This is a genomic window from Nocardia sp. NPDC003979, from assembly GCF_053605015.1.
Window position 1 is genome coordinate 86,234 of the sequence record NZ_JBSGIJ010000017.1, and the last position, 20,784, is coordinate 107,017.

Sequence of the window (20,784 nt, forward strand, 5' to 3'; positions counted from 1 at the left end):
GCACAAGCGGCGGGAGCCGGCTTTCGTGCCGTGCCTGAACTATTCGGCGATCCGTGACCGCGCGACCGAGCTGGGGTTGACCGGTGCGCGTCTAGACACCGCGATCGGTATCGGCCTGCAAGTACTTCAAAACGACCGTGACCAGCGCAGTGTGAGTTTGGCCGTGCTCGCACGACTGACACGGGTCTTGGGCCTGACACCGAATGAACTGCTGATACTCGACTCTGGGCCACCGCAGCTCGAGGCCGAGCCGGGACCCCGTGGTTGTGACGACGCGGTGCTGTTGTTGGCGTTGGCCGTGGCTCACGACGGGATCGACATCGATCTCGTGCTTCACCACTGCGGTTGGTCACACGAACGCCTGGAGCAGGCTGTGGCGGTGCTCGGCGTTCAACTGTCGCCGACCGCGTTGGCGGTGGTGTGCACCGATCATCGGGTGAGTGTTGTCCTGCGACCGGGCGCACTGCCGTCGCATATACGCGAGAAGTTTACCGACCGCGCCTTCTTACGTCAGCCGCTCACCCCCCATGACGCGGTCGACCTGCACAAACTGTTGCGCAAGAATCTCTTGGCACCCTTCCCTGATCCGGCATCAGTCGGCGAGAAGCTGACATCGGCGACCGGCGGCGACCCTGTCCAATCGTTGATCAATCGTCGGATCGCGGTGTCCCGAAGTGAGCACAGTGGCACCGATAGCCCCCGAGACAGACTGGGCGCACTCGATATACATCCCGATTCTCTGTTCGCCCTCGGCTTCAGCCAACGCCCCGAACTGCACTGGTAGCTGTGGTCACTGCCGCGTTGGTGCGACGGACCTGATCGGAGCTGGCGAGGCAGGTTCGAGCGCCCGGGGTTGGACTAGGTATGCCTGTCGTGGTGGCTAGGCGCCGACTGATCGCCGCTGAATCTCAGCCGGCGGGGCTATCCCGTCATCGCTCCGATGGCACCGGTGAAGTAGGGCACCAGCCAGATAAACCAGACGATCAGACTGAACTTGTGGAACTTCGCCTTCTCGGAGGGACGATCACGGACCAGGACGATGATCGCCCACACGAGATGGATCGCCATGAGGACGATCGCGAGGGTACCGGTGGCGATCATGACCTTGTCGAACCCTGACGTCCCGGTATCGGTCGAGTCGTCGGCAATCCGGCTCATCAGGGAGGTGCCGGTCGCGTCGCAGATCAGTCCGAGCGCGAACGCGCCCGCGTGCCACCACCGGAGGGTTTTCTGGATGCGCTCGGACCACACTCCAAGGTGATGACGGTGTGCCCATCGGGGGCCTGGCCGCTTCAGCCCGGGGGCACGAGCAGGAAGTCACCGGCGGCGGTGCCGGTGGCGCGGTGCCCGACATAGGCGAAGTTGTCGGTCCAGGCATCGACGAACTGCAGCACGTAATAGCGGCCCGCGGTGTCGGGGATGTGCAGGGCCACTGGTCCGACCGACAGGTCCGCTAACCCGCCAGAGGTGTCATTCCTACTTGTGACGTTGGGAAATGGGCCTGCTGCACAGCATCCGGACGAATAGTGCGGCGAATCGTAGGTGGGCCAGGACATCGGGTCCGCGCCAGGTGAGTGACCACACCGTCGTGGTGGTACTGGGTGGCAGAGTGCGGCCCTCGAATCGATCGGCCAGCCAAGCCATGGTCAACGGGGTGCCGAGGTAGAGCAGGGCGAGGTGCATACTCAGGCGGTCGCGGACGTAGTGCACATGTGCGCCGGCGCGCCGGTATCGCTCGACGTGGCGGTCCACATCTTGGACGGCGATCAGTTCGTCGTTGACACCTTGAATGACCAGGACCGGCATCGAGGGCGCCTGCGCCCCGGGGCGGATGTCGTCGAGGACAGCGCGCATCTCGGGCAGGTCCAGCAGTTCGGCGAAGCTGGACTCGCTGTAGCGGTCGAGGTTCTTGCCCGCGAATCGCGACAACAATGCCAAGGTGGTGCGCGAGGCGGCGTCGGCGAGCAGGGTGTGGAATTCGGGTTTGGCGTGGTTGGCCAGTAGTTGCTCGAGTACTGGGTAGGCGCGCTGCAATGCCGCGACGCAGACCGTGGAGAACCCTGACATCAGGGAGCCGTTGAGCCGGACGAAGGTGGCCCCGGGATCGCCGACGGGTGAGCCCGCGACCGCGCCGACGATATTGAGTTCCGGTGCGTAGTCCGCGGCGACTTCTGCCGCCCACGCGGTCGCAAGCCCTCCGCCGGAATAGCCCCACAGGCCGACCTCGGTGGTGGGCGATAGGCTCAGTGGTTCGAAAGCCAGTGCCGCGCGGGCGGCGTCGAGGGCGCGATAGCCGGGTTCGCGCGCGACTCCGAAATGCCCGCCCATGCCTCCGTGATCGGGGATCGAGACCGCCCAGCCTCTGGCTAGGGCTTCGGCGATGACCGGTAACTCCAGTTGCGGAATCGCCCCCAGTGCTCGCGCGCCCCGGCGTAGGGCGTAGGAGGGGAAGCAGTTCGAGCTGACACCGTCGATCGCGCATTGGAACGACACCAGCGGGCGCGCGATGGCTTCGGCGTCGGCCGGAAGCAGCACCGTGGTGACTGCGACCTCGGGGGCGCGGTGCAGATCGCTGGTGCGGTAGAGCAGTTGCCAGGCCGACAACCGCTGAGGGATCAGACCGAACAAGGCGATCTCGGTGACGCGGGTGCGCAGGATCGTACCCGGCGGTCGGGTCGCGAAATCCGCGGGTGGGCAGTAGAACTCGTCGCTTTCCGGGCGGATCGCCCGGGCGGCGGGATTGTCGGTGAGCGTCGGGGGCGCAGCATCCGACACGCGGGGTGAGCTCATCCTGGTGGTCCTTTCGCGCGCCACGTTCTCCGGGCGTCGATATGGCAGAGGGGGTAGCCGGCCGAACGGCCGCATGCACATCCCAAACCTAATGAGAAGTGGTGGTGAAAAGAATTGTCTCCCAGTACAACTCGATCGCTACTGTGTGTACCCGCAGAGCAGGGGCCCCGACGTCGGCGTTGACTGGGCCCCTGCTTGCGGGGTCCGGTCAACGCCGGACGGGCAGCGCTACCGCGCTGGAGGCCCGGCGTTCGGCCCGCCGCCCGACTGATCGAGCAGGGAACGCGATCAGGGGTTACATCCGTTGGCGGTCCGCCGGACCGGTCCGTGACCTCGCCACCGGTTCCAAGATCCGGCGCCGGACATATCTCCCTGTTGCTTGACCGGGCACTAGACGGCGGTGCTGGTGGGCTGGTCGACCGACTGGTAGTCGCGCACGATCAGTGCGGCCTGTAGGAGCCAGATGAGCTTTGGATTGCGCGCATCGAGTCCCACGAGCTCGTAGATCCGTCGGAGCCGGTAGTCGACGGTGTTCATGTGGATATGGGTTTTGCGTGCGGTGAGTCGGCGGTTGAGGCCGTTATTGATATGGACACGCAGCGTGGCGATCAAGTCCGGGAACTCAGCCACCGGGTCCAGGAACACTTCGAGGCGATCCCGTCCTGGCCCTGGCCGAGTCAATTGATACTCGATAGCGAGGTCTTCGATCTCGTACATGCCCGGCGGGTGATGCAGGCGTATCGCCACATCCAGCAGTTCGTGTGCCTCTTCTGCGGTGCAGGGAATCCGGTCTCGGTCGACGGTCACCCCCACCACGGTGAGTGAGGTCCGTCCGACCATCTGGCGGATCTTGTCGGTGGCAAAGGATTCCGGCACCAGAATCGTCGCGCCGAACGGGGACTCCAATCCCGGCACGGGTTGGCCGAATCGGACCGAGAGCATCTCCCGGAACTCGCGTGGTGATACCGTCTCGCGCCCGGACCGATCGGCGGCCACCGCGAGCACGGTGTACCGATCATCGAGTGGCGCACCGTGCTCACGAGTAGCTCTGGCCGTATAGCGGCCGCTGAGCAGCGTGTGAGCCACGTACCCACCGCGGTCGTCGCTCGGCGGTGCGACCTCCATATAGATCGTCGACACCATCGCGGTCACCGAGCTCAACGCGTCCATCAGTCGATGGACTTCGCCGAAAGGCGCACCGCGGGCCTCGAGATCGTCGAGGTGTAGTCGAAACCCTGCGTGGACATGCTGCTGCACTGTTTCGATCGGTACACCGATGCTGGCCCAGCGTGCGGCGGCCGGACGGATACGCGGGATCCGGCCGCCGGGGCGTGTGCGCTCTGTGTCGGAGACCAGTGCCAGGCAGTCGACGACGATGGCGCTGATCTCCTCGCGCAACACGTTTCCTCGTCGGCTACGACGGGGGATGGTTTCGAGGATCTTGTGTGCGATCCGGTCGGTCGCCGGCGCGAGCTGCGCCGGCGAGTCGACCTCGATATGGGCGGCGGTCATCGCGGACTCACAGCTTGCCGCTGCCACCGATCAACCACGGGTTGAACGAGCAGTTCAGGGCCGGGTGGTTGACGGGGTCGAGGGCGTTGAGAGCGATAGAGGCCGAGCGCGGTGAATACATCAGGGTCAGGTGATCGGACAGGTCCTGTTCGCACCCTTCCTGCAGGGTGATGTTGCGGACCGTCGCGCCTTCACCGGCGCGCAGGAACGCAAGGTCATAGGGGTTGGTGACCTCGTCCCAGCGTGATGCCACCGCGGTGTAGTCGACGCCGGGAACGGTGTCGCCTTTCGCGTTGAGCGTGGCGTAGAACGACGACCCGACCGTCTGCTGAATGTTGGCAATTCCGATGATCGGTTCGCCGAACCCGAGGACGTCGATGCCGAGGTTGTTGATCGCCCGACCCAGGGTCGCGATGCCCATGAGTGTGGTGCCGTGGTGGGTGGCACCGTAGGTGACCAGCTTGTCGACCTTGTCGGCGCCGCCTTCGAATTTCAGGTAGTGGTTCGCAGCGGTGCCACCTTGGGAGTGGCCCACGATGTCGACCTTGTCCGCACCGGTTGTCGTGCGTACCCGGTCGATGAAGTCAGCGATCTGGCCAGAGGACTTCTCGATGGGTCCGACGCCGTAGCGGCCGGGCAGGATGGCGCCGACGCCGCCGCCCTCGATGAGACCGGAGCGTCCGAAGTTCAGGGCGAAGACACAGAAACCGGCTCGCGCGAGTTGCGGTGAGAGGTAGCTGAAGGTGTCGAAGGCGTTGAGCCAGGTGCCGTGCAACAGCACCACCGGGCGGGGATGGGCAGCGCTGGGCTTGCAATCCCAGTTGTTCGCGCCTGCGGGGGCGACATCGGGGCTGACCAGCCCGTAGGCGAAGGCGGCGAGCGGGGCGGTCAGTTCCGGGCCCTGACCGGTAGGCGCCGCGGCCGTGCTGTGTCCGTAACCCGAGCTGCTGCCCGAGGCGCTCCCGGACGCGCTGCCTGATCCACTGCCCGAACTGCCGGAACCGCTGCCCGAGCTACCGCCCGAGTCGACGATCGCCTGAGGTTGTCTGCCGTCCGGCGAAGGCTTGAGCCCCTCGCTGATCGCGTCGGCCAGAGACTGCAAGTCCGAGGTAGGCGCGGTCTCCGCGGCGGCGGGCGTGGTTGCGAGTCCGTGCCCGATGGCGACTCCCACGATGAGCGCGGCGGCCACGATGGACCGGCGCATGTGCTGCTTCATTGCAAGCATTTCCAACAATTCCTATCTGATCGACCGCCCACCATCGATCCAAGTGACTCGGACCACAATCAAGCGACGCTGTGATGGATGTCGCTTCGTGGTGGCGGCAAGGAAAGTCTGTACCGATCGGTATGGGCCGTCACTGCACTGACGTCCAGAGTCGAGACAGACGATCTTGTAGTCGACGCCAAACTCTGAGTAGCCAATGGCGTTATGTTGTTCGGTTGACTGCCCTGGGTCACAATCAACCCATGTCAGCCGCTATACCGTCGACCACCGCAGATCCGCCCCTCGCAGCACGCATACTCACCAATTGGCCGAAGCTGGCTGAGGGGATGCTGGCTTTGGGTCTGGGCGCCACGACGCCGGCAGCGGGCCTTCCGGACGACCACTTTTCCGGCGAAGTACTTCCCGCCATCTACGCCTGCGGGCGAGCGATGTTGTTCGCTCTCGACGAGAACCGCGACCTCACCCGAGCCGAGGTCGAAACCTTCGTAGCCCCGGTCGCGGAGCGTCACGCGGAGGACCGCTTCCCGCTGTCGATCCTCATCGAAGCCATCCACGGATCCGCCCAGGCGGTGCTGGCCGCGGCCGCCGCGCTCGCACAACCGACCGAGATCAACGAACTGGTCGCGATCTCCTCACGGGCCCTTGTCCTGCTGATGCACATCAATGTCGTGGTGACAGAGTCCTACAACGATGTCGAGCACTCGATCTACAACGCCGAGAGAGCCGCTCGCCGAGAGCTGTGCTTGGCGCTGCTTCGTGGTCAGCCCACCGATGAACTGGCCGCTCGCGCCGCGACACCGGTGACCGACCAGTACACCGTCCTCGCGATCCAAACCGTGCCCGATGACCAACCCGGCCCGACAGCGGATCTGCTGGCGCGGCGACGGATGAGGATCCTGCATCGAGCACTGGAAGCGCTCACCAACGGAACCGGATTGGTTACTTTCGACGGCGCCAACGGGATCGCGCTGTTGCCAGAGGACTCCGACCCGAACAGCACCGCAGCGCTGCACGCTGCGATGGCGGCAGATCTCGCCGAGCAGTTCGGCAAGCCGGTCTTCCTCGCCAACCGGGTCACCGTCGCGCGTGCTGAACTCCCCGGCGCGGCAGAAGAAGTCGCTGAGCTCGCGACCCTGGCCCGGCTTCTCGGACGACCCACCGGCCTGTATCGGATCCAAGATCTGCTACTGGAATACCAACTCACCCGCCCGGGCCCATCACGCGACCAACTCGCCGGTCTCATCGCTCCGCTGCTCAGCGCCCCCCACCTGCTCGAAGCGCTGGAGGCTCATCTGCGTTTCGGGGTCGACCGCAAATCGGCCTCGAAATACCTCCATGTGCATCCCAACACCTTCACCTACCGGCTGAGCCGCATCGGTGAACTCACCGGGATGAGTCCGACAGACCCGAACGAATCACGAATTCTGGCTGCGTCACTGACGATCCACCACATGTACCCGCCGCCGGTTGTTTCGCCGACCCAGTAACGACCGATCGCGGCGCCGCGCTCTCGATGGCTGCGGTGACCGAGGCTCGTCATCAAAGTGTCAGCAAACCGCTTCTGATCAGGCGGTTCGCGGCATGATTGGGTGACCGCCGCTGTGAAGCGTGCGCAGCGGAAAGCCTTCTTCTGGAAGGACTTTCTGCCCTATTTGCCTACCGGTAACTGTGGTGGGGTTGTTCTCGTGAATGCTCCGTCTCCATAAAATGGGAGGTGCGCCGATGACCGTTGTTCCGTCAGCTAATTCTGTTTGCCCCGCAAACGAGTCCGCTGTCGAAGGCCGGAAACCGAGGACTGCGAGCCGATCCTGCGCGCAGCACAGCCGGGGAAATAGATGCGTAAACTCCTGCTGCCCCGATGATCCCGGTGATCGATGCCCAGCCGATCACCGATTCGGGGCTGTGGCTGCTTCCGCTCCGGGAAAGACTTCGTGCAGCGAGTTCTACATCATCGCCCGCCTCGATGCCGATGACAGCGCGGTCGATCTCTACAGCAGAATCTTCGACGCCCCGGGCGGCGTCCGGCACACGGGTGAGTGGTCGTGGTCGTTGCCGGTGCGGCCAGGTACCGCAGCTGATCTGGAACGGCTCGATCACTTGCTTGCCGACGCCGGATATCGGCGCTGCAGTAGCTGGCGCAAGCGGATCACCGCCAGTGGCGCCGTGCGCTACTTCGCCGATGCGACCGCTTCGTCTTACGCCGGCATACGGACTCGATAGCTCGCCGCACCAGCACCATCCCCGGTCGGGCGATCTCGCCGCCACCTTCTCGTCCGCGCGATTGCCGCACGCGGGCACAAGCCGAAGGCAGGACATCGATGGGCAAACAGATCCCGGACGACGCCGTTACACGCCGCTCACACCGCCGCCTGCCAGGTGTACTCATATTGGGGGACGGTGAATCCCGCCTCGAATGTGACGGTGCCGGAACCGGTTCGGTGCCAGCCTCTACTCTCGTAGAACTTGATGGCGGGGGTGTTCGCAGTGAGGACCTGCAGGTAGACCGGGCGGTCGGGGTAGGTAGCGGCCGGCCAGATCAGACCCGACTCGATGAGGCCGGTGCCGATGCCGACGCCGTGCGTATCGGGGTGTGCGTGGAGGTTGTCGAGCAGGACCCTGCCGTCTTCGGTGGGACGGAAATAGGCGAACCCGACGACGGTTGAGTCTTTCTCGGCGACGAACGCACCCGCCGTGACCGGCTCGGACAGCAGCATGCGCCACCGGGTGGCGTGATCCGCGTCGACCGGGCCGTCGAGGTACTCGTCAGGAAAGATGCCCGCGTAGGCGATGCGCCAACTGGCGGTATGGAGAGCGGCTATGGCGCCAGCGTCGGCGGAGCCACCTGTGCGAATCAGCATGCGGTCGAGCATGGTCGAGGATCGCCGGGTTTGTCACACGGATAATTTCCGGGCAGCCGGATTCGACCCCGGCGAGTCGAGAGTTCTCGTCAATGTGCAGGTAGTGCATGGATTCCCACGTGGAATTCGTTGTTCGAGGATCAAGTCGAGTAGCTGGTTTTCCTGCGTCAACGTGTGTGAAATCGCACGTAGCGGCGGCATATGGGCGAAATGGGGTCGGTCAATTGCCGCTGCCTCGAGCGGGTGCGGCGCGCTTGGGGTAGACGCCGTGACCGACCTGTAAGTAGGACAGCCGATCGGCCAGCCAAGTGCTGAGTCGTCGGACGGCGTCATAGAAGTGGGCGTCCTTGCCGATCACGACACGGCCCGTACCCTTTACGGTCGCGTCGACGATACGGTGCGCCACGTGTTCGGGCTGGGCCGAGAATGCCTTGGCGAGCTTCTCGGGCGCACCCATTTGCCGAGCGACCTTGCGCACCAGGTCGGTCCACACCGAACCCGGGAGCACCGTGGTCACGGTGACATTCGAGCGGCCCCGCAGATCCTGCGCCAGACCGTAGCTAAACAGGGCGAGCGCGGCCTTGGACGCGCCGTACATCGCGGAGCCGGGCACCGGAACGATCGCTGACAGGCTCGAGGTGTTCAGGATGACCCCTCGTGGGCGTTGCAGCAGGTGCGGGAGGAAGGCTCGCGACATCCACACCGCGCCGAAGAAGTTCACCTGCATCAGCGTCTCGATCCGGGCGTCGCTCAGATCTGCGACGGGCTGGAGTTCCTGGGCGATTCCCGCGATATTGAACAGACCGTCGATCTGTCCGTGAGAGGCGATCACGCTGGCTGGAAGCGCGGCCACGGCGGCACGGTCGCAGATATCGATCGGGTGGGAGGTGAAGCGCTCGCGGTCCGTGACCAGTGCGGCGGTAGCGGTCAGTGCCTGCTCATCACGATCAGCCCCGACCACGAATGCTCCGCGGGCGATCAGCTCCAATGCGACGCATCGGCCGATGCCGTTCCCGGCTCCGGTGACGACGAAGACGCTTCGCTCGATGTGCATGTGTGGTTTCCTCTGTCGGGTGTTCAGCCGAGCGTAAGTTGGATCGGCTCACGCGAAAGGGTGGGGCGGTACACGCAGCGCGTGCCCGTGTAGATGGTGGGCATGCATTCGTTGCAGTGCACGCAGGCCGAGCGCGTGGACTCATCGGCTTGGATGCGGTGCAACAGATTCGGTTCGCGCAGCAGGGCCCGGCCCATGGCGACGAATTCGAAGCCCTCGGTCCGGGCCAGGCGCATGGTGTCGAGATTGGTGATGCCGCCCAACAGGATCAGCGGCATCGACAGGCCGCGCCGGAAGTGGCGGGCACGCTCGAACAGGTAGGCCTCCTGGTACGGGTACTCCTTCAGGAAGGACTTCCCGACCAGGCGGAAGCCCAGGCGGGCCGGGTTGGGCAGGGTTTTCGCGAAGGAACGACGCGGGGGTGTGCCGTGGAACAACATCATCGGGTTCAGGAGCGAACTGCCCGCGGTCAATTCGAGGGCGTCGAGCGCGCCGTCGGCCTCGAGCCAGGCAGCCACCTGCAGCGATTGGGGAACGGTGAGGCCACCGGCCTGGCCGTCCTCCATATTGATCTTGGCCGTGACCGCGATTCGCTCACCGACGGCATCCTTGACCGCACAGGCGATTTCACGCGCCATCCGAGCCCGATTGAGCAGGGATCCGCCGTAGGCGTCCTTGCGCCGGTTCAGCAGCGGGCTCAGGAACGCGCTGGCCAGATAGTTGTGGCCGAGATGAATCTCCACCGCGTCGAATCCGGCCTGCTCGGCCAGGCGTGCGGCCTCGGCGTGCGCGGCCACGGTTTCGGCGATCTCGGCGATGGTGGGAGTCTTGGTGAATCTCATGCCGAGGGGGTTGAACATCCTGCTCGGCGCGAGCGCGGGCACTCGATTGGAGGCGGCGTTGGCCACCGGTCCGGCGTGCCCGATCTGCGCGCTGGCCGCGGCGCCCTCCGCGTGCACGGCATCGGTCAGCTTCCGCAGTCCCGCAACGGCTTGCGGGCGCATCCAGATCTGATGCCGATCGGTGCGACCGCCGGGCGCGACCGCGCAGTACGCGACGGTGGTCATGCCGACACCGCCGGCGGCGACCTCCCGATGGAAGTCGATCAGTTCCTCGGTGACCAGGGCGTCCGGCGTGCGGCCTTCGAAGGTCGCGGCCTTGATCACCCTGTTGCGCAAGGTGATCGGACCCAGCTTGGCCGGTGCGAAGATGTCGTTCATAGCTGTTCTCCCGTCGGCGCGGTCAAGCCGGCCACCACGAAATCTCGCAGCGTCTCCAGGTCCGGCTTCGCCATTCCGTGTTCGTCTATTTCGGGGCTGCCGAAACGCATGATGATCAGATCGAAGGCGAGCATCCACCGACGGCGACTCTCCTGGGCGCTCAGTTCGGGCAGTAGCGCGGCCCAGGTGTCCATCCGAAACCAGGGTCCCCGCCATGCGGTGCGATGGCGTCCGAGGACGAATCGTGCCAATAGCCGAAGATGCAAGCGGCCCAAAGGATCTCCCGCGAGCTGAACGAAGGGCGCGAGGATCGTATCGACCACGGTGGGCATCGCGTCCGGCCCCGGGGTCGCACGCGCCAGGCCATCGGCCCACAGCGGTCCCAGTCGATCCTCGATCAGCGCACCGACCAGGGCTTCCTTCGATCCGAAGTGGTAGTGCACCGCGGCCGAGTTCGCGCCCGCCACGGTACAGATGCCACGCACCGACACCTCGTCGTACGGCTCGGTCAACAGCAACGACTCAGCAGCGGCCAGCAGTCGCTGCCGCGTCCCCGACTTCACCTCATCGACCATGCTCAGAAGTGAAACATGTTTCAATCGCGTTTTCAATCATTGATTGAATCAGTGGTTGGGGCCATCGGATCGGCACAGATCGACAGGCGTGATGATTTCCCGACCGAGGGGGTGCCAGCCCGGCTACGGTGCGGCCGTTGCCTCGCTGACGAGGACGGCGGCGACGCGGCCCGCGTAGTCGATGACGGTGGCCGGTTCGTCGCCTGCCTCGACTCGGCGCACGCACGCGTCGACCAGCGCCTGTATCGACGCCGTCACCAGGGCGGGATTCGTCACCGCCGCTGCGGACAGTTCTGCGCGCAGGAGGTCGGCCAGTTCGGTGTGCAGCGCGATCACCCGCGCCCGCGCGCTCGCCGAGAGGTTCATCCGTGAGAGTGCGGTGCGCCAGGCGTGATCCCCGTCGACGGCCAGTTCGACGTTGGCGCGCACGTATGCCACCACGCCTGCGGCTAGTGTCGGCGCGGCCTCGATCGCGTCGCGGACCGCGCTCGTCCAGCGCGGGAAGCCTCGGGTGGCCACCATCTCGATCAGGTCGTCGATCGAGTCGACGTAGCGGTAGATGCTGTTGCGGGCGATTCCCGCGCGGGCCGCCACGGCCCCGGCGGTCAGGGTGGTGCCGCTGTCCTGTGCCAAGAGGAACTCGGCGCTGTCGATCAGTGCCGCGAGTACTTGGGCGCGATGCGCGCGGACGCTGTCCGCATTGATCTTGGGCATGAGCCTCGGCTGCCTTCTTTCCCCGTGTCTGGTTCAAGTTCGGGTACGTGCTAGCGTGCGTCGAGCTCTTGGAGACACCCTGTCTCCAAGATGACTTCGTGTGCGGCCGGAACCTGGTCAGATCTGCGCCGCGCACCCGACGACATGGAGCTACTGCGATGAACGACTTTAGTGGGATCGACGGCTTCCTCGGCACGAGGGCGTAGTTCGCGATGGACATGATGGTGACGTTGATGGTGCTGGTGGTCCTCGCCCTCGGGTGGAGTGTGTACCAGGTCAAGGTCGGCCGGCGGCTCCGGCTGCACCGCGGGGTTTAGCTCGGGTTGGGTGTCGCGCTGCTGGTTGCCGTCGTGCTGTTCGAGCTGGATGTGCGCTTCAATGGATGGCAGGAGCGCTCCGCGGGAGTCGTGGGTGGCACGGCGTCTACCGCGGTGTCGACTTCGCTGGCGATCCACCTGGTGTTCGCGGTCACCTCGGTACTGCTGTGGCCGGTGGTGATCGTGCGGGCGGTGCGCAATTTCGGCAATCCGCCGTACCCCGGCGCGCACGCCGCGTGGCACCGGCGGTGGGCCAGGGTCGCGGCGATCGACATGACGCTGACCGCGGTGTCCTGCTGGGTCTTCTACTGGCTCGCGTTTGTCGACTGACCGGCAACGGAGATCCGCACATGAGGAAGGCCACCTCGCCACCGCCGATGCCTTAGTACTGCAACTGCACTCGCGTAGTTCGGTGCTGATAGACCTGTCGGGTGGTGTTGGATCGGGCTGTGGCCGAACTGGATTCGTTGATGGATAGTGGCGAGTCCCCGATAACGAGTCCACCCGGCAGTAGAGCCGGGTCTGGTCGCGGGTCTGGAATGTAAGAACGGGTGGACTCTGGCCGAACGCGCTGGTGAGAGGGTTCCGGATGGAATGCAGCGGCTGCTGCGCGCTGCGGACTGGGACGCCGAGGTCACTGCTGTCGGGCTCGGTCGATGTCCACTCGCGTACCCCGCATCGGTGTCTGCTCACGGTTGAGCAGCTCCGGTGCCAGTCCGCCGTGACAGGAGGCCGGTGTGCCATCGGCGTACACGACACGCCACCACGGCACGTCGTCGAGCAAGCTCATCGCTCGTCCTACCTGCCGTGCGGTCGCACCGATCCGGTTACCGACATCACCGTAGGTGGCGACCGACCCGGCGGGGATGGCACAAACCACTGCACGGACTTCCTCGATGAGACTCATGCCGGCCCCGAAGGATGCGCCGGATAGGTCAACTGCCCGTGGCTGACCCGCGCGTTAATGTTCAGGACCGCCGGTTTCGCTGTCGAGCGCGAGAAGATGTGCACGACCTGCACCCCGTGAACGATCAACGCATCGGTGATCAGCCGGCGATGACAGCGCCACGGCACCGCCTCACTGCACATGATCGCAGGCCGGCAATGTTCGGTCAGTTCGAGCAATTCGTTCAACCCTTCGGCGAACCCATCTTCTGCCATGTAGTCGGCGTAGTCACGGAAAGCCTTGACCCGCCAGGCTCCGTTCACGCTCGAAACGTCCTTGGGGGTATACCGTCGACCGCCCAATTTCCGGATCCACCGGTACCTGATATCGGCAGGAAGGGCATCCACAATCGCCTGCTGGTTCCATTGCGGGTACTTCCTGGACGACGGAAACGAACGCACATCTACGAGGCAGGTGATCTCGTTGCGCCGCAACATCTCCACCATTTCGCCGAACTCGCGCGTCGAATGCCCCACCGTACAGATCCGGTTCGCCATCCAGCACCTCACCGATGAGCATCCATCGCGCGACGGCTCGCACCCCATTCATCACACGATCATGCCTCATAGTCCTACTGCAATGAGACGACACGACTCCGCCCGGCCACGACACTGCTCGCGCGTCATGTGTGGGTGGCGCCTGGTCGACGCATTCACCTCGGACGAAGCGGTGGAGCAGTGGACGACGTCCTAGTTGACGCGATGGCTAGACGCGCCACCGCTGACATTTCGAGCGTATTCCAACCGAGGCGCCACCGGGCGTGCCCTCAGGTGGTCGCATCGTTACTGACATCCCATGACGAGGCCTACTGACATCAATAACGAACAGCGAGGTCGTCTCCTGACATTTAGATGACGAGTCTCACCTACCCGAAAGCCGCCTGGGTCGCGAACGTTCGCGCAGCGCAGACGGTCATCCTCTCGCGAGGCCTTCGATCCTCGGTCGTGAAGTTGGTCGAACTGCCCATCGAGGAACGTCGGCCGATTCTGCACGACCACATCCAGAACAGTCACCCAGGAGTCGCCAAGCTCCTCGTCACGACCGGCCTGGTCGAGGAACCGACCCCCCAGGCAGTCGCTGAGGCCGCAGATCGAACCGCAGTCTTCCGCATCGACGCCCACCCCTAGCTCACGCTGGCATCGGGCAACCTGCGCAGCATCCGGTCATCGAGTAGGAGAAGCGCTGGGCTTTCCAGGCGGCCTAGCGCCCGCTCGTATAAGCCGGCTCACACTGCGGTGGAGGCCTCGGCGTGGTCACGGCCTTGTGCAGGACCACATGTTCGCCGTGGTCTCGCGTGACCAGGGCGCAGGGTGTGAGCGGCCCGCTCTCTGTCGAGGATGACGGCGATAGCCCTAGAGGGGCTATCACACGATCACCGTCTGCACGGCTCGCGGGCCCGGCGGGACGGTGAGGTTCAGGCGCGCAGGAGTGCCGCTTGGACTTGCTGCAGTCGATCCACTTCACCCTGGAATCGGGCGACCGCGTCGTTGTACAGGAACGCTTCCCACAGCCGGACCAGAGCGTAGGCCAAGGTGTCGCGCACGATGGGCGGCTTGTAGCCCTCGGCTTCGGCGCGTTCGATCAAGTCTGCCACGACCGCGACCGCGGTCTGATGGACGATGCCGTCGCTGCGGGTGATCAGACGCAGGGCGCTGGTGGATTCGTTGTCGAAATAGGTGCGCAGCGAATCGTCTTCGACCAGCCAGTGGATGCAGCGGTCCAGGACCTCGTTGAGGCGTGCTCCGCCGGTCGCCCCGCACGTGCGGGCGGTGTGCGCGACCAAGCGCTCGAGCTGGTGGGCGATCGCGGCTCCGAGCAGGGCGTCGCGGGAGCCGAACCAGCGGTAGATGCTGGTGCGCCCGAGGCCGAGCTGGGCCGCGATGGCGTTGACGTCGATGCGCTTGCCCGCGAGGAACGTATCGATCGTGACGCGCAGCACATCGTCGCGGGTGGCCGCGGCCGGTCGTCCGGGCGCGCGTGTCCCTTCGGTTCGCGTCACATGGGACAGCATAGGCCGCCGAAGTATTTGAAACACATCACTCTCTGTGTAACATTCCCGAGCATGCAATTGGCACTCACCGAGGACGAGCTCGCCTTCCGCGACGAGCTGCGTGCCTTCTTCCGGCAGGAAATCCCCGACGACATCCGTAATCGCACCCGGCACATGGCCGAGGTCAGCAAGGGCGACATCGTCACCACCCAGCGCATCCTCAACGCGCACGGGCTCGCGGTGCCGCACTGGCCGGTCGAATGGGGCGGCCGTGACTGGACCCCCGTCCAGCGTCATATCTGGCACGACGAGATGTAGCTCGCCTCGGTCCCCGAACCGCTCACCTTCACACCAACATGATCGGGCCGGTCATCGCGCAGTTCGGCGCGCCGGAGATGAAGCAGCGTTTCCTGCCCGCGACCGCGAATCTTGACATCTGGTGGTGCCAGGGCTTCTCCGAACCCGAGGCCGGATCCGACCTCGCCTCGCTGCGCACGGTCGCCGTCCGCGACGGCGACGACTACGTGATCAACGGCCAGAAGACCTGGACCACCGCCGCGCAGAGCGCGGACTGGATGTTCTGCCTGGCCCGCACCGATCCGAACGCGCCCAAGAAGCAAGCAGGCATCTCGATGCTGCTGTTCCCGCTGGACACACCGGGCGTCACCGTCCGCCCGATCGAACTGATCGACGGCGGCTTCGAGGTGAACGAGGTATTCCTCGAGGACGTGCGGGTGCCCGCCGACCAGCTCGTCGGCCAGGAGAACCAGGGCTGGACCTACGCCAAGTTCCTGCTCGGCAACGAACGCACCGGCATCGCCGCCGTCGGGCAGACCAAGGTGCGGCTGTGGCTGGCCAAGGAACACGCCAAGCAGACCCGGCTCGGATCCGGCACCCTGCTCGACGACCCGATGTTCGCCGCCCGCATCGCCGAACTCGAAAACGAGCTCATCGCACTCGAACTCGTGCAGGCGCGTGTGGTCGCCGGTTCCGCCGACGGCGCACCGAACCCGGTGTCCTCGATTCTCAAACTGCGCGGCACCGAACTTCAGCAGGCGGTCACCGAACTGCTCGTCGACATCGCGGGCCCGGACTCGCTCGCCCGTGAGACCGATGAACCCGACTGGGCGCGGCGCAGCACCGCCACCTACCTCAACTACCGCAAGACTTCGATCTACGGAGGATCCAGCGAGGTGCAGCGCAGCATCATCGCCTCGACGATCCTCGGACTGTGAGACAGCGCAATGGATTTCGAATTCACCACTGAACAGGACATGCTGCGCGATACCGTCCGTAGCGTCCTCACCCGGCACTACACCCACGAACGGCGCGCCACGGTCGTCGCCACCCACCCCGGCTGGGATCCGCAGGTGTGGTCGACCTTCGCCGAGATCGGTCTGCTCGGCCTCACCATCCCCGCCGACGACGGCGGACTCGACGCGGGCCCGATCGAGACCATGCTCGTGCTGGAAGAACTCGGGCGTGCGCTCGCGCCGGAACCGGTGCTCGACTGCGCGCTGATCCCCGGCGCCGTCATCACCCGGGCAGGCTCGGCGCAACAGCGCAAGCAGCTGCTGCCCGAGATCGCGGCAGGCGAGCGCAGGCCGGTCTTCGCCCATGTCGAGCCGGGGATGCGGCCACCGTCCGCCGTGGTGACCACCCGGGCGACCCGCGAGGGTGACGGCTGGCGGGTGACCGGGCGCAAGCATCCGGCCGCCGCCGCGGATTCGGCCGATCAGTTCATCGTCAGCGCGGCGCTGCCCGACGGCGGCACCGGCCTGTTCCTGGTCGAACCGACCGATCCGGGCGTCACGGTCACCGCCTACCGCACGCACGACGGCCGCCGCGGCGCCGACGTCACCTTCGACGGCGCGCCCGCCGAACCGCTCGGAAATCCAGTCGACGCCGCCGATGTGATCGGCGAAATGATTATCACCACTCAGGCCGCGCTCCAACTGGCCGAAGTGTAAGTACCGTTCGGCATCGCTGCGAGCTGCGGCCCCGGCGATGCCGAACGAAGTGAAATTCCGGGCACAACCGTGGTGTCGAGCGGTGTGCATGATTGGGGAGAAGCGGTGACCTCGCAGCGGCGGCCGGAAGTCCGAAGCAGCGCAAGCGGGCCGGCTTGTACGAGAGCAAGTGACTTAGGGGTGTCGGGAATCAAGGGAATTGACCAGTATCGCGCGACAGTGTGGTGTGGGGACCGCAGACCCTCAACCCACGCCGCCGCCCACCGGTCCGAAACGAATCTCGATACGTTGCTCGGCAGCTCGTGAAGCGCCGACGGTATGCAACGGGACCACCGCGGCCTCGGTGTGTTGTTCTGTGACGGATAGGTATAACGCCTCGAAAAGCAGCGCGGCACCGGGCCTCACGGCTCGGCGATAATCTCAACGTCGAGTTCTTCTGCCGCACCCACAAGGCCTGCACGCGCGGCGCCGGGCCTCCGGAAATGGGCTTGGACGAGGTACATCCTGTCCGAAATGGACTGAGTCTTAGGTCCGGTCGGCGTGTTGATCGCCTCGGCCGAGGACATGAGCGGTCGGTGATGCTGCGTGACTGGGTTGCGCTGGGCGCGGATGCTGGGCGTTTGGTGTCGGTTGTCGACGGCCTGGAGGGCCTCGCTGATGGTGTTGCTGCTCTAGCTTCAATTCTGTCCGGGGAACGGACCATGGAAGTGAACACACGTTTACAATAGTGAACATGTGTTCACTCAGTGAGGATCGGACCGCGCGGGCCAGGATCCGGGACGAGGCGTTGCGGTTGTTTGCCGCACGCGGTCCCGATGCGGTAACCGTGCGTAAGATCGCTGCTGCCGCCGGTGTCTCACCGGCGCTGATCATGCGGCACTACGGAACCAAGGAGGCGTTGCGGGCTGCCGTCGATGAGCATGTGGCCGTGGTCTTCGAGCAGATGCTCGGTCAGGCTACTGGCCGGGCAGACCCCGCCGTCCCGGCATCCGTCGCGGAATTGGTTGCGGTTGGACTGCCGCCGGATTCGCCGATCCCGGCGTATCTCGGGCACCTGCTGCTGTCCGACGGCGAGGCGGGGACGGCGCTTTTCCGGCGGCTCTACGCCACCGCGGCGGACGGATTTACCGGCCTGCGGAAGGCCGGACACGCCGACGATGGAGGGGACCCTGCGGCGCGCGCCGCCTTTCTTCTCGCCAATGATCTGGCCGTGTTGATGTTGCGCACCCGTCTCACCGACGTGCTCGGCGTCGACCCGCTATCGGGTGATGGTCTCAGTCGCTGGGCGACGCAGGTCCTGACCATCTATCGCTGCGGGTTGGGCGGACCTGTCAACCGCTGCGTGCGACCAGCCCATGCCCCTGCTCGCCCGCAGGACGATCGCCCGAAATTGCCGTAACCACAGGCGCATTCGCAAATCAGACCTATCGGCATTCCGGCCCGTTGTCACCGACATCAGGGCAGAGCCGACCAGCGGAAGGACCGCAATGGCACTGTCCGACACCGTCGCCCGCCTCGGGGGCCGCGCCTTGCAGACGAGATGGTTTGTTCGTGCGCCGATCACCGTGTATCGGATCGGCTTGGGCTTCCTGTTCGGCACCCGGCTGCTGATGCTCGAACACCTCGGCCGCCGTACCGGAGCCCGCCGCTATGTCGTACTGGAGGTCGTCGCCCGGCCCGCTCCCGGGGAGTACGTGATCGTATCCGGCTTCGGCGACCGGGCCCAGTGGTATCGCAACATCCAAGCCCACGCGAACGTGCGCGTCTGGTGCGGTCTGCACAGCGCTGTACCGGCCACCGCCGTTCCCATGACGGCGGCCGAGTCCGCCGACGCGCTGAACCGGTACATCGACACTCACCCCGGTGCCTGGAAGAATTTGCGAGCCGCTATCGAGCGCGCCACCGGCGCCACGGTCGACGCCTTACCCATGGTCCGCGTGCACATGTGCTGACAAGTCCGCCTCCGCCTGGCTCCGCGCTCGATGACCCTTGGCCGCTCGTTCTCTACCAAGAGGCATGTTCGCGGTCCGTGCACGGAACTCTGACGTAGGGCACGCGTCAGCGCGATCGTCACCGGCATCGGCCACTTTATTTGTGCGCCATGCGTTGACCGGAGGTGGTGGATCGGCGAAAGTCGCTACCTCGGGCGCAGCACATTCTCGGGGAAGTGGCCGAGGGTGTTGCCGGGTGGGTTGTAGTTGGCCACGACGTAGGTCGTGTTGCCGCGAGTCGCCAGACCGACGCCGATTCTCGTAGTGCCCTTCCAAACCAACTGGGTGGGGCGGGCCTACAGCAGTGTCGAATACGTCGATGCCGTCATGCGTCGCCATGATCACGCGCGGCAGCTGTCGAGCTACTTCGACAGCTATGACCTGCTGCTGACACCGACACTGGCAGACCTTCCACCCCGAATCGGCTCACTCGACACACAGCGGTCGCTGCGTCTGGCCGGGGAGCTGCTTTTGAAGACGGGGACTGCGGGCTTCCTGCGACACTCCGCGCTGACCGATCGGCTCATTCATAACAACCTGAGTTGGACTCCATACACACAGTTGGCCAACGTGACGGGACGACCAGCCCTGTCGCTGCCACTACACTGGACCCCCGACAATATTCCGATGGGTGTGCAGTTCACCGCGCAACTGGGTGGCGAAGCGATGCTTCTGCGCTTGGCGGCGCAACTCGAACAGGCGACGCCGTGGGCCCACCGACGCCCCATGATGTAGCGGTGAACACGTTCGACATCCTCACGCGTGGGACGACCGCCTTTGCGGGTGTTGGAGCGGGGGAGGCCGTGCCCCGGCCCCGAACCCGGTGTTGCGCAGATATCTCATGGGTTTCGATCCATCCGTTGTCAGCGTCGGTGAGTGGGCGGTCGCGCCCCCAGGGCTGCGGCGATGGGTCCCCTGTCGAAACTGCTGGACAGCCCGTGTCCTGGAACCAGGGTGTGGGCGTGCACCGTTGCCAGGTTCGTCGCGGTGTCGTAGGTGAGCGCTTCGTCATGGTCGAACACCGCCGGTAGCAACTGAGGGCCCACGTGCGGCAGCAGGGGATACCCCGGTGACGAGTGCGTCACCGGAGGACAGCACGCCTTCAGCGGGCATGAGGTAGGCGGTATGGCCGCTGGTGTGCCCGGGGGTGGGGATCGCGACGAGTCCGCCCGGCAGGGCCGCCAGGGTGGCTGGCTCGACCGCCCGCGCTTGCGGGATAGCTGTGCCGATGTGTCCGCGGACCGCGCGCAGAGTGTGGGCGACCCAGCGGCGGCCACGGCCGGTCGCGAGTTGTTTGGCCATTCCGGTCGGCGTGATCTGTTGCAGGTATTCGCGTTTGGCGTGGCGGACTTTCTCCGCGCCGGTGTAGACCGGCATCCCGACCTGCTCGATCAGCGCCGGGATCGCGCCGATGTGATCGAGGTGGGCGTGAGTGATCAGCACGGCCCGAACATCGGCGAGCCGGCCGCCGATCTGGCGGATGGAGTCGAGGACGTCGGCGGTGCCGGCGGGGTATCCGGCGTCGATTACGGTGATCCCGGAACCGTCGCTGATCAGTGCCCAATTGACATTGGTGCCCGCTACGACATGGACGCAGTCGGAAACCTGATCGATTTTCATCT

21 protein-coding genes and 4 pseudogenes are annotated in these 20,784 nt (G+C 65.4%); 11 read left to right on the forward strand and 14 right to left on the reverse strand.

The window, feature by feature from the left end:
* The first annotated feature begins 76 nt into the window (after window positions 1–76).
* Window positions 77–784, forward strand: a complete 708-nt coding sequence (locus ACWEVR_RS27390) for a hypothetical protein (protein ID WP_452469257.1) — start codon at window positions 77–79, stop codon at window positions 782–784.
* Window positions 785–921: 137 nt separating this feature from the next.
* Here the strand turns inward: ACWEVR_RS27390 and ACWEVR_RS27395 are convergent, their stop codons facing one another.
* The 5 genes and pseudogenes from ACWEVR_RS27395 to ACWEVR_RS27415 all read right to left on the reverse strand — a co-directional run bounded on the left by ACWEVR_RS27395 (window position 922) and on the right by ACWEVR_RS27415 (window position 5,518).
* Window positions 922–1,251 carry an HsmA family protein gene (locus ACWEVR_RS27395; RefSeq protein ID WP_452469258.1) on the reverse strand — a complete coding sequence of 110 codons (330 nt, stop codon included), beginning with the start codon at window positions 1,249–1,251 and terminating at the stop codon, window positions 922–924.
* Window positions 1,252–1,295: 44 nt separating this feature from the next.
* Window positions 1,296–1,508: pseudogene (locus ACWEVR_RS27400) on the reverse strand (DUF1254 domain-containing protein); the annotation flags it as partial.
* Window positions 1,477–2,790: a lipase family protein gene (locus ACWEVR_RS27405; protein ID WP_428400091.1), complete on the reverse strand. Its 1,314-nt coding sequence runs from the start codon at window positions 2,788–2,790 to the stop codon at window positions 1,477–1,479. The gene ACWEVR_RS27405 and the pseudogene ACWEVR_RS27400, both read right to left, overlap by 32 nt.
* A 390-nt stretch (window positions 2,791–3,180) precedes the next feature.
* Complete coding sequence (locus ACWEVR_RS27410; protein ID WP_452469259.1) at window positions 3,181–4,302, reverse strand: PucR family transcriptional regulator; 1,122 nt, start codon at window positions 4,300–4,302, stop codon at window positions 3,181–3,183.
* A gap of 7 nt (window positions 4,303–4,309) precedes the next feature.
* Entirely contained in the window at window positions 4,310–5,518 is a 1,209-nt protein-coding gene (locus ACWEVR_RS27415) for an esterase/lipase family protein (RefSeq protein ID WP_452469289.1), read from the reverse strand.
* Between the two features lie 251 nt (window positions 5,519–5,769).
* Here ACWEVR_RS27415 and ACWEVR_RS27420 point away from each other — a divergent pair, with 251 nt between their 5' ends.
* Both ACWEVR_RS27420 and ACWEVR_RS27425 read left to right on the forward strand, forming a co-directional pair.
* On the forward strand, window positions 5,770–7,014 hold the full coding sequence (locus tag ACWEVR_RS27420) for a PucR family transcriptional regulator (protein WP_452469260.1): 1,245 nt from the start codon (window positions 5,770–5,772) through the stop codon (window positions 7,012–7,014).
* A 415-nt stretch (window positions 7,015–7,429) separates the two neighbouring features.
* Complete coding sequence (locus ACWEVR_RS27425) at window positions 7,430–7,747, forward strand: hypothetical protein (protein ID WP_452469261.1); 318 nt, start codon at window positions 7,430–7,432, stop codon at window positions 7,745–7,747.
* 137 nt (window positions 7,748–7,884) lie between these two features.
* On the opposite strand, the gene ACWEVR_RS27430 is transcribed toward ACWEVR_RS27425, so the two are convergent.
* From ACWEVR_RS27430 to ACWEVR_RS27450, 5 genes are all read right to left on the reverse strand, one after another.
* Entirely contained in the window at window positions 7,885–8,385 is a 501-nt protein-coding gene (locus tag ACWEVR_RS27430) for an N-acetyltransferase family protein (RefSeq protein ID WP_452469262.1), read from the reverse strand.
* A 220-nt stretch (window positions 8,386–8,605) separates the two neighbouring features.
* Complete coding sequence (locus ACWEVR_RS27435) at window positions 8,606–9,439, reverse strand: SDR family NAD(P)-dependent oxidoreductase (RefSeq protein WP_452469263.1); 834 nt, start codon at window positions 9,437–9,439, stop codon at window positions 8,606–8,608.
* 23 nt (window positions 9,440–9,462) lie between these two features.
* Window positions 9,463–10,659, reverse strand: a complete 1,197-nt coding sequence (locus tag ACWEVR_RS27440; RefSeq protein ID WP_452469264.1) for an NADH:flavin oxidoreductase — start codon at window positions 10,657–10,659, stop codon at window positions 9,463–9,465.
* Window positions 10,656–11,234, reverse strand: coding sequence for a TetR/AcrR family transcriptional regulator (locus ACWEVR_RS27445; RefSeq protein WP_452469265.1), 579 nt, complete (start codon window positions 11,232–11,234; stop codon window positions 10,656–10,658). The genes ACWEVR_RS27440 and ACWEVR_RS27445 overlap by 4 nt, the downstream gene beginning before the upstream one ends.
* 123 nt (window positions 11,235–11,357) lie before the next feature.
* Window positions 11,358–11,948, reverse strand: a complete 591-nt coding sequence (locus ACWEVR_RS27450; RefSeq protein WP_378666583.1) for a TetR/AcrR family transcriptional regulator — start codon at window positions 11,946–11,948, stop codon at window positions 11,358–11,360.
* A gap of 323 nt (window positions 11,949–12,271) precedes the next feature.
* Between ACWEVR_RS27450 and ACWEVR_RS27455 the strand changes: the two genes are divergently transcribed.
* Together ACWEVR_RS27455 and ACWEVR_RS27460 are read left to right on the forward strand one after the other, a co-directional pair.
* Complete coding sequence (locus ACWEVR_RS27455; protein WP_452469266.1) at window positions 12,272–12,595, forward strand: DUF420 domain-containing protein; 324 nt, start codon at window positions 12,272–12,274, stop codon at window positions 12,593–12,595.
* A 140-nt stretch (window positions 12,596–12,735) separates the two neighbouring features.
* Window positions 12,736–12,898: pseudogene (locus tag ACWEVR_RS27460) on the forward strand (IS701 family transposase); the annotation flags it as partial.
* A gap of 1 nt (window position 12,899) precedes the next feature.
* Here the strand turns inward: ACWEVR_RS27460 and ACWEVR_RS27465 are convergent.
* Both ACWEVR_RS27465 and ACWEVR_RS27470 read right to left on the reverse strand, forming a co-directional pair.
* Entirely contained in the window at window positions 12,900–13,172 is a 273-nt protein-coding gene (locus ACWEVR_RS27465) for an MGMT family protein (RefSeq protein WP_067497938.1), read from the reverse strand.
* On the reverse strand, window positions 13,169–13,708 hold the full coding sequence (locus ACWEVR_RS27470; RefSeq protein WP_452469267.1) for a DUF488 domain-containing protein: 540 nt from the start codon (window positions 13,706–13,708) through the stop codon (window positions 13,169–13,171). The genes ACWEVR_RS27465 and ACWEVR_RS27470 overlap by 4 nt, the downstream gene beginning before the upstream one ends.
* Window positions 13,709–14,155: 447 nt before the next feature.
* On the opposite strand from ACWEVR_RS27470, the gene ACWEVR_RS27475 reads away from it, so the two are divergent.
* The gene (locus ACWEVR_RS27475) at window positions 14,156–14,338 is read left to right on the forward strand and encodes a hypothetical protein (protein ID WP_452469268.1); all 183 of its coding nucleotides are present in this window, start codon (window positions 14,156–14,158) and stop codon (window positions 14,336–14,338) included.
* Window positions 14,339–14,625: 287 nt separating this feature from the next.
* Here the strand turns inward: ACWEVR_RS27475 and ACWEVR_RS27480 are convergent, their stop codons facing one another.
* Entirely contained in the window at window positions 14,626–15,210 is a 585-nt protein-coding gene (locus ACWEVR_RS27480; protein ID WP_452469269.1) for a QsdR family transcriptional regulator, read from the reverse strand.
* A gap of 63 nt (window positions 15,211–15,273) precedes the next feature.
* On the opposite strand from ACWEVR_RS27480, the pseudogene ACWEVR_RS27485 reads away from it, so the two are divergent.
* The 5 genes and pseudogenes from ACWEVR_RS27485 to ACWEVR_RS27505 form a co-directional block, all read left to right on the forward strand.
* Window positions 15,274–16,436, forward strand: a pseudogene (locus ACWEVR_RS27485) (acyl-CoA dehydrogenase family protein).
* A 9-nt stretch (window positions 16,437–16,445) separates the two neighbouring features.
* Entirely contained in the window at window positions 16,446–17,171 is a 726-nt protein-coding gene (locus ACWEVR_RS27490) for an acyl-CoA dehydrogenase family protein (protein WP_452469270.1), read from the forward strand.
* A 733-nt stretch (window positions 17,172–17,904) separates the two neighbouring features.
* On the forward strand, window positions 17,905–18,570 hold the full coding sequence (locus ACWEVR_RS27495) for a TetR/AcrR family transcriptional regulator (RefSeq protein ID WP_452469290.1): 666 nt from the start codon (window positions 17,905–17,907) through the stop codon (window positions 18,568–18,570).
* Window positions 18,571–18,658: 88 nt separating this feature from the next.
* Window positions 18,659–19,123 carry a nitroreductase family deazaflavin-dependent oxidoreductase gene (locus tag ACWEVR_RS27500; RefSeq protein WP_452469271.1) on the forward strand — a complete coding sequence of 155 codons (465 nt, stop codon included), beginning with the start codon at window positions 18,659–18,661 and terminating at the stop codon, window positions 19,121–19,123.
* A gap of 324 nt (window positions 19,124–19,447) precedes the next feature.
* Window positions 19,448–19,897: pseudogene (locus tag ACWEVR_RS27505) on the forward strand (amidase family protein); the annotation flags it as partial.
* Between the two features lie 273 nt (window positions 19,898–20,170).
* On the opposite strand, the gene ACWEVR_RS27510 reads toward ACWEVR_RS27505, so the two are convergent.
* Window positions 20,171–20,782: an MBL fold metallo-hydrolase gene (locus ACWEVR_RS27510; RefSeq protein ID WP_452469272.1), complete on the reverse strand. Its 612-nt coding sequence runs from the start codon at window positions 20,780–20,782 to the stop codon at window positions 20,171–20,173.
* Window positions 20,783–20,784 lie beyond the last annotated feature (2 nt).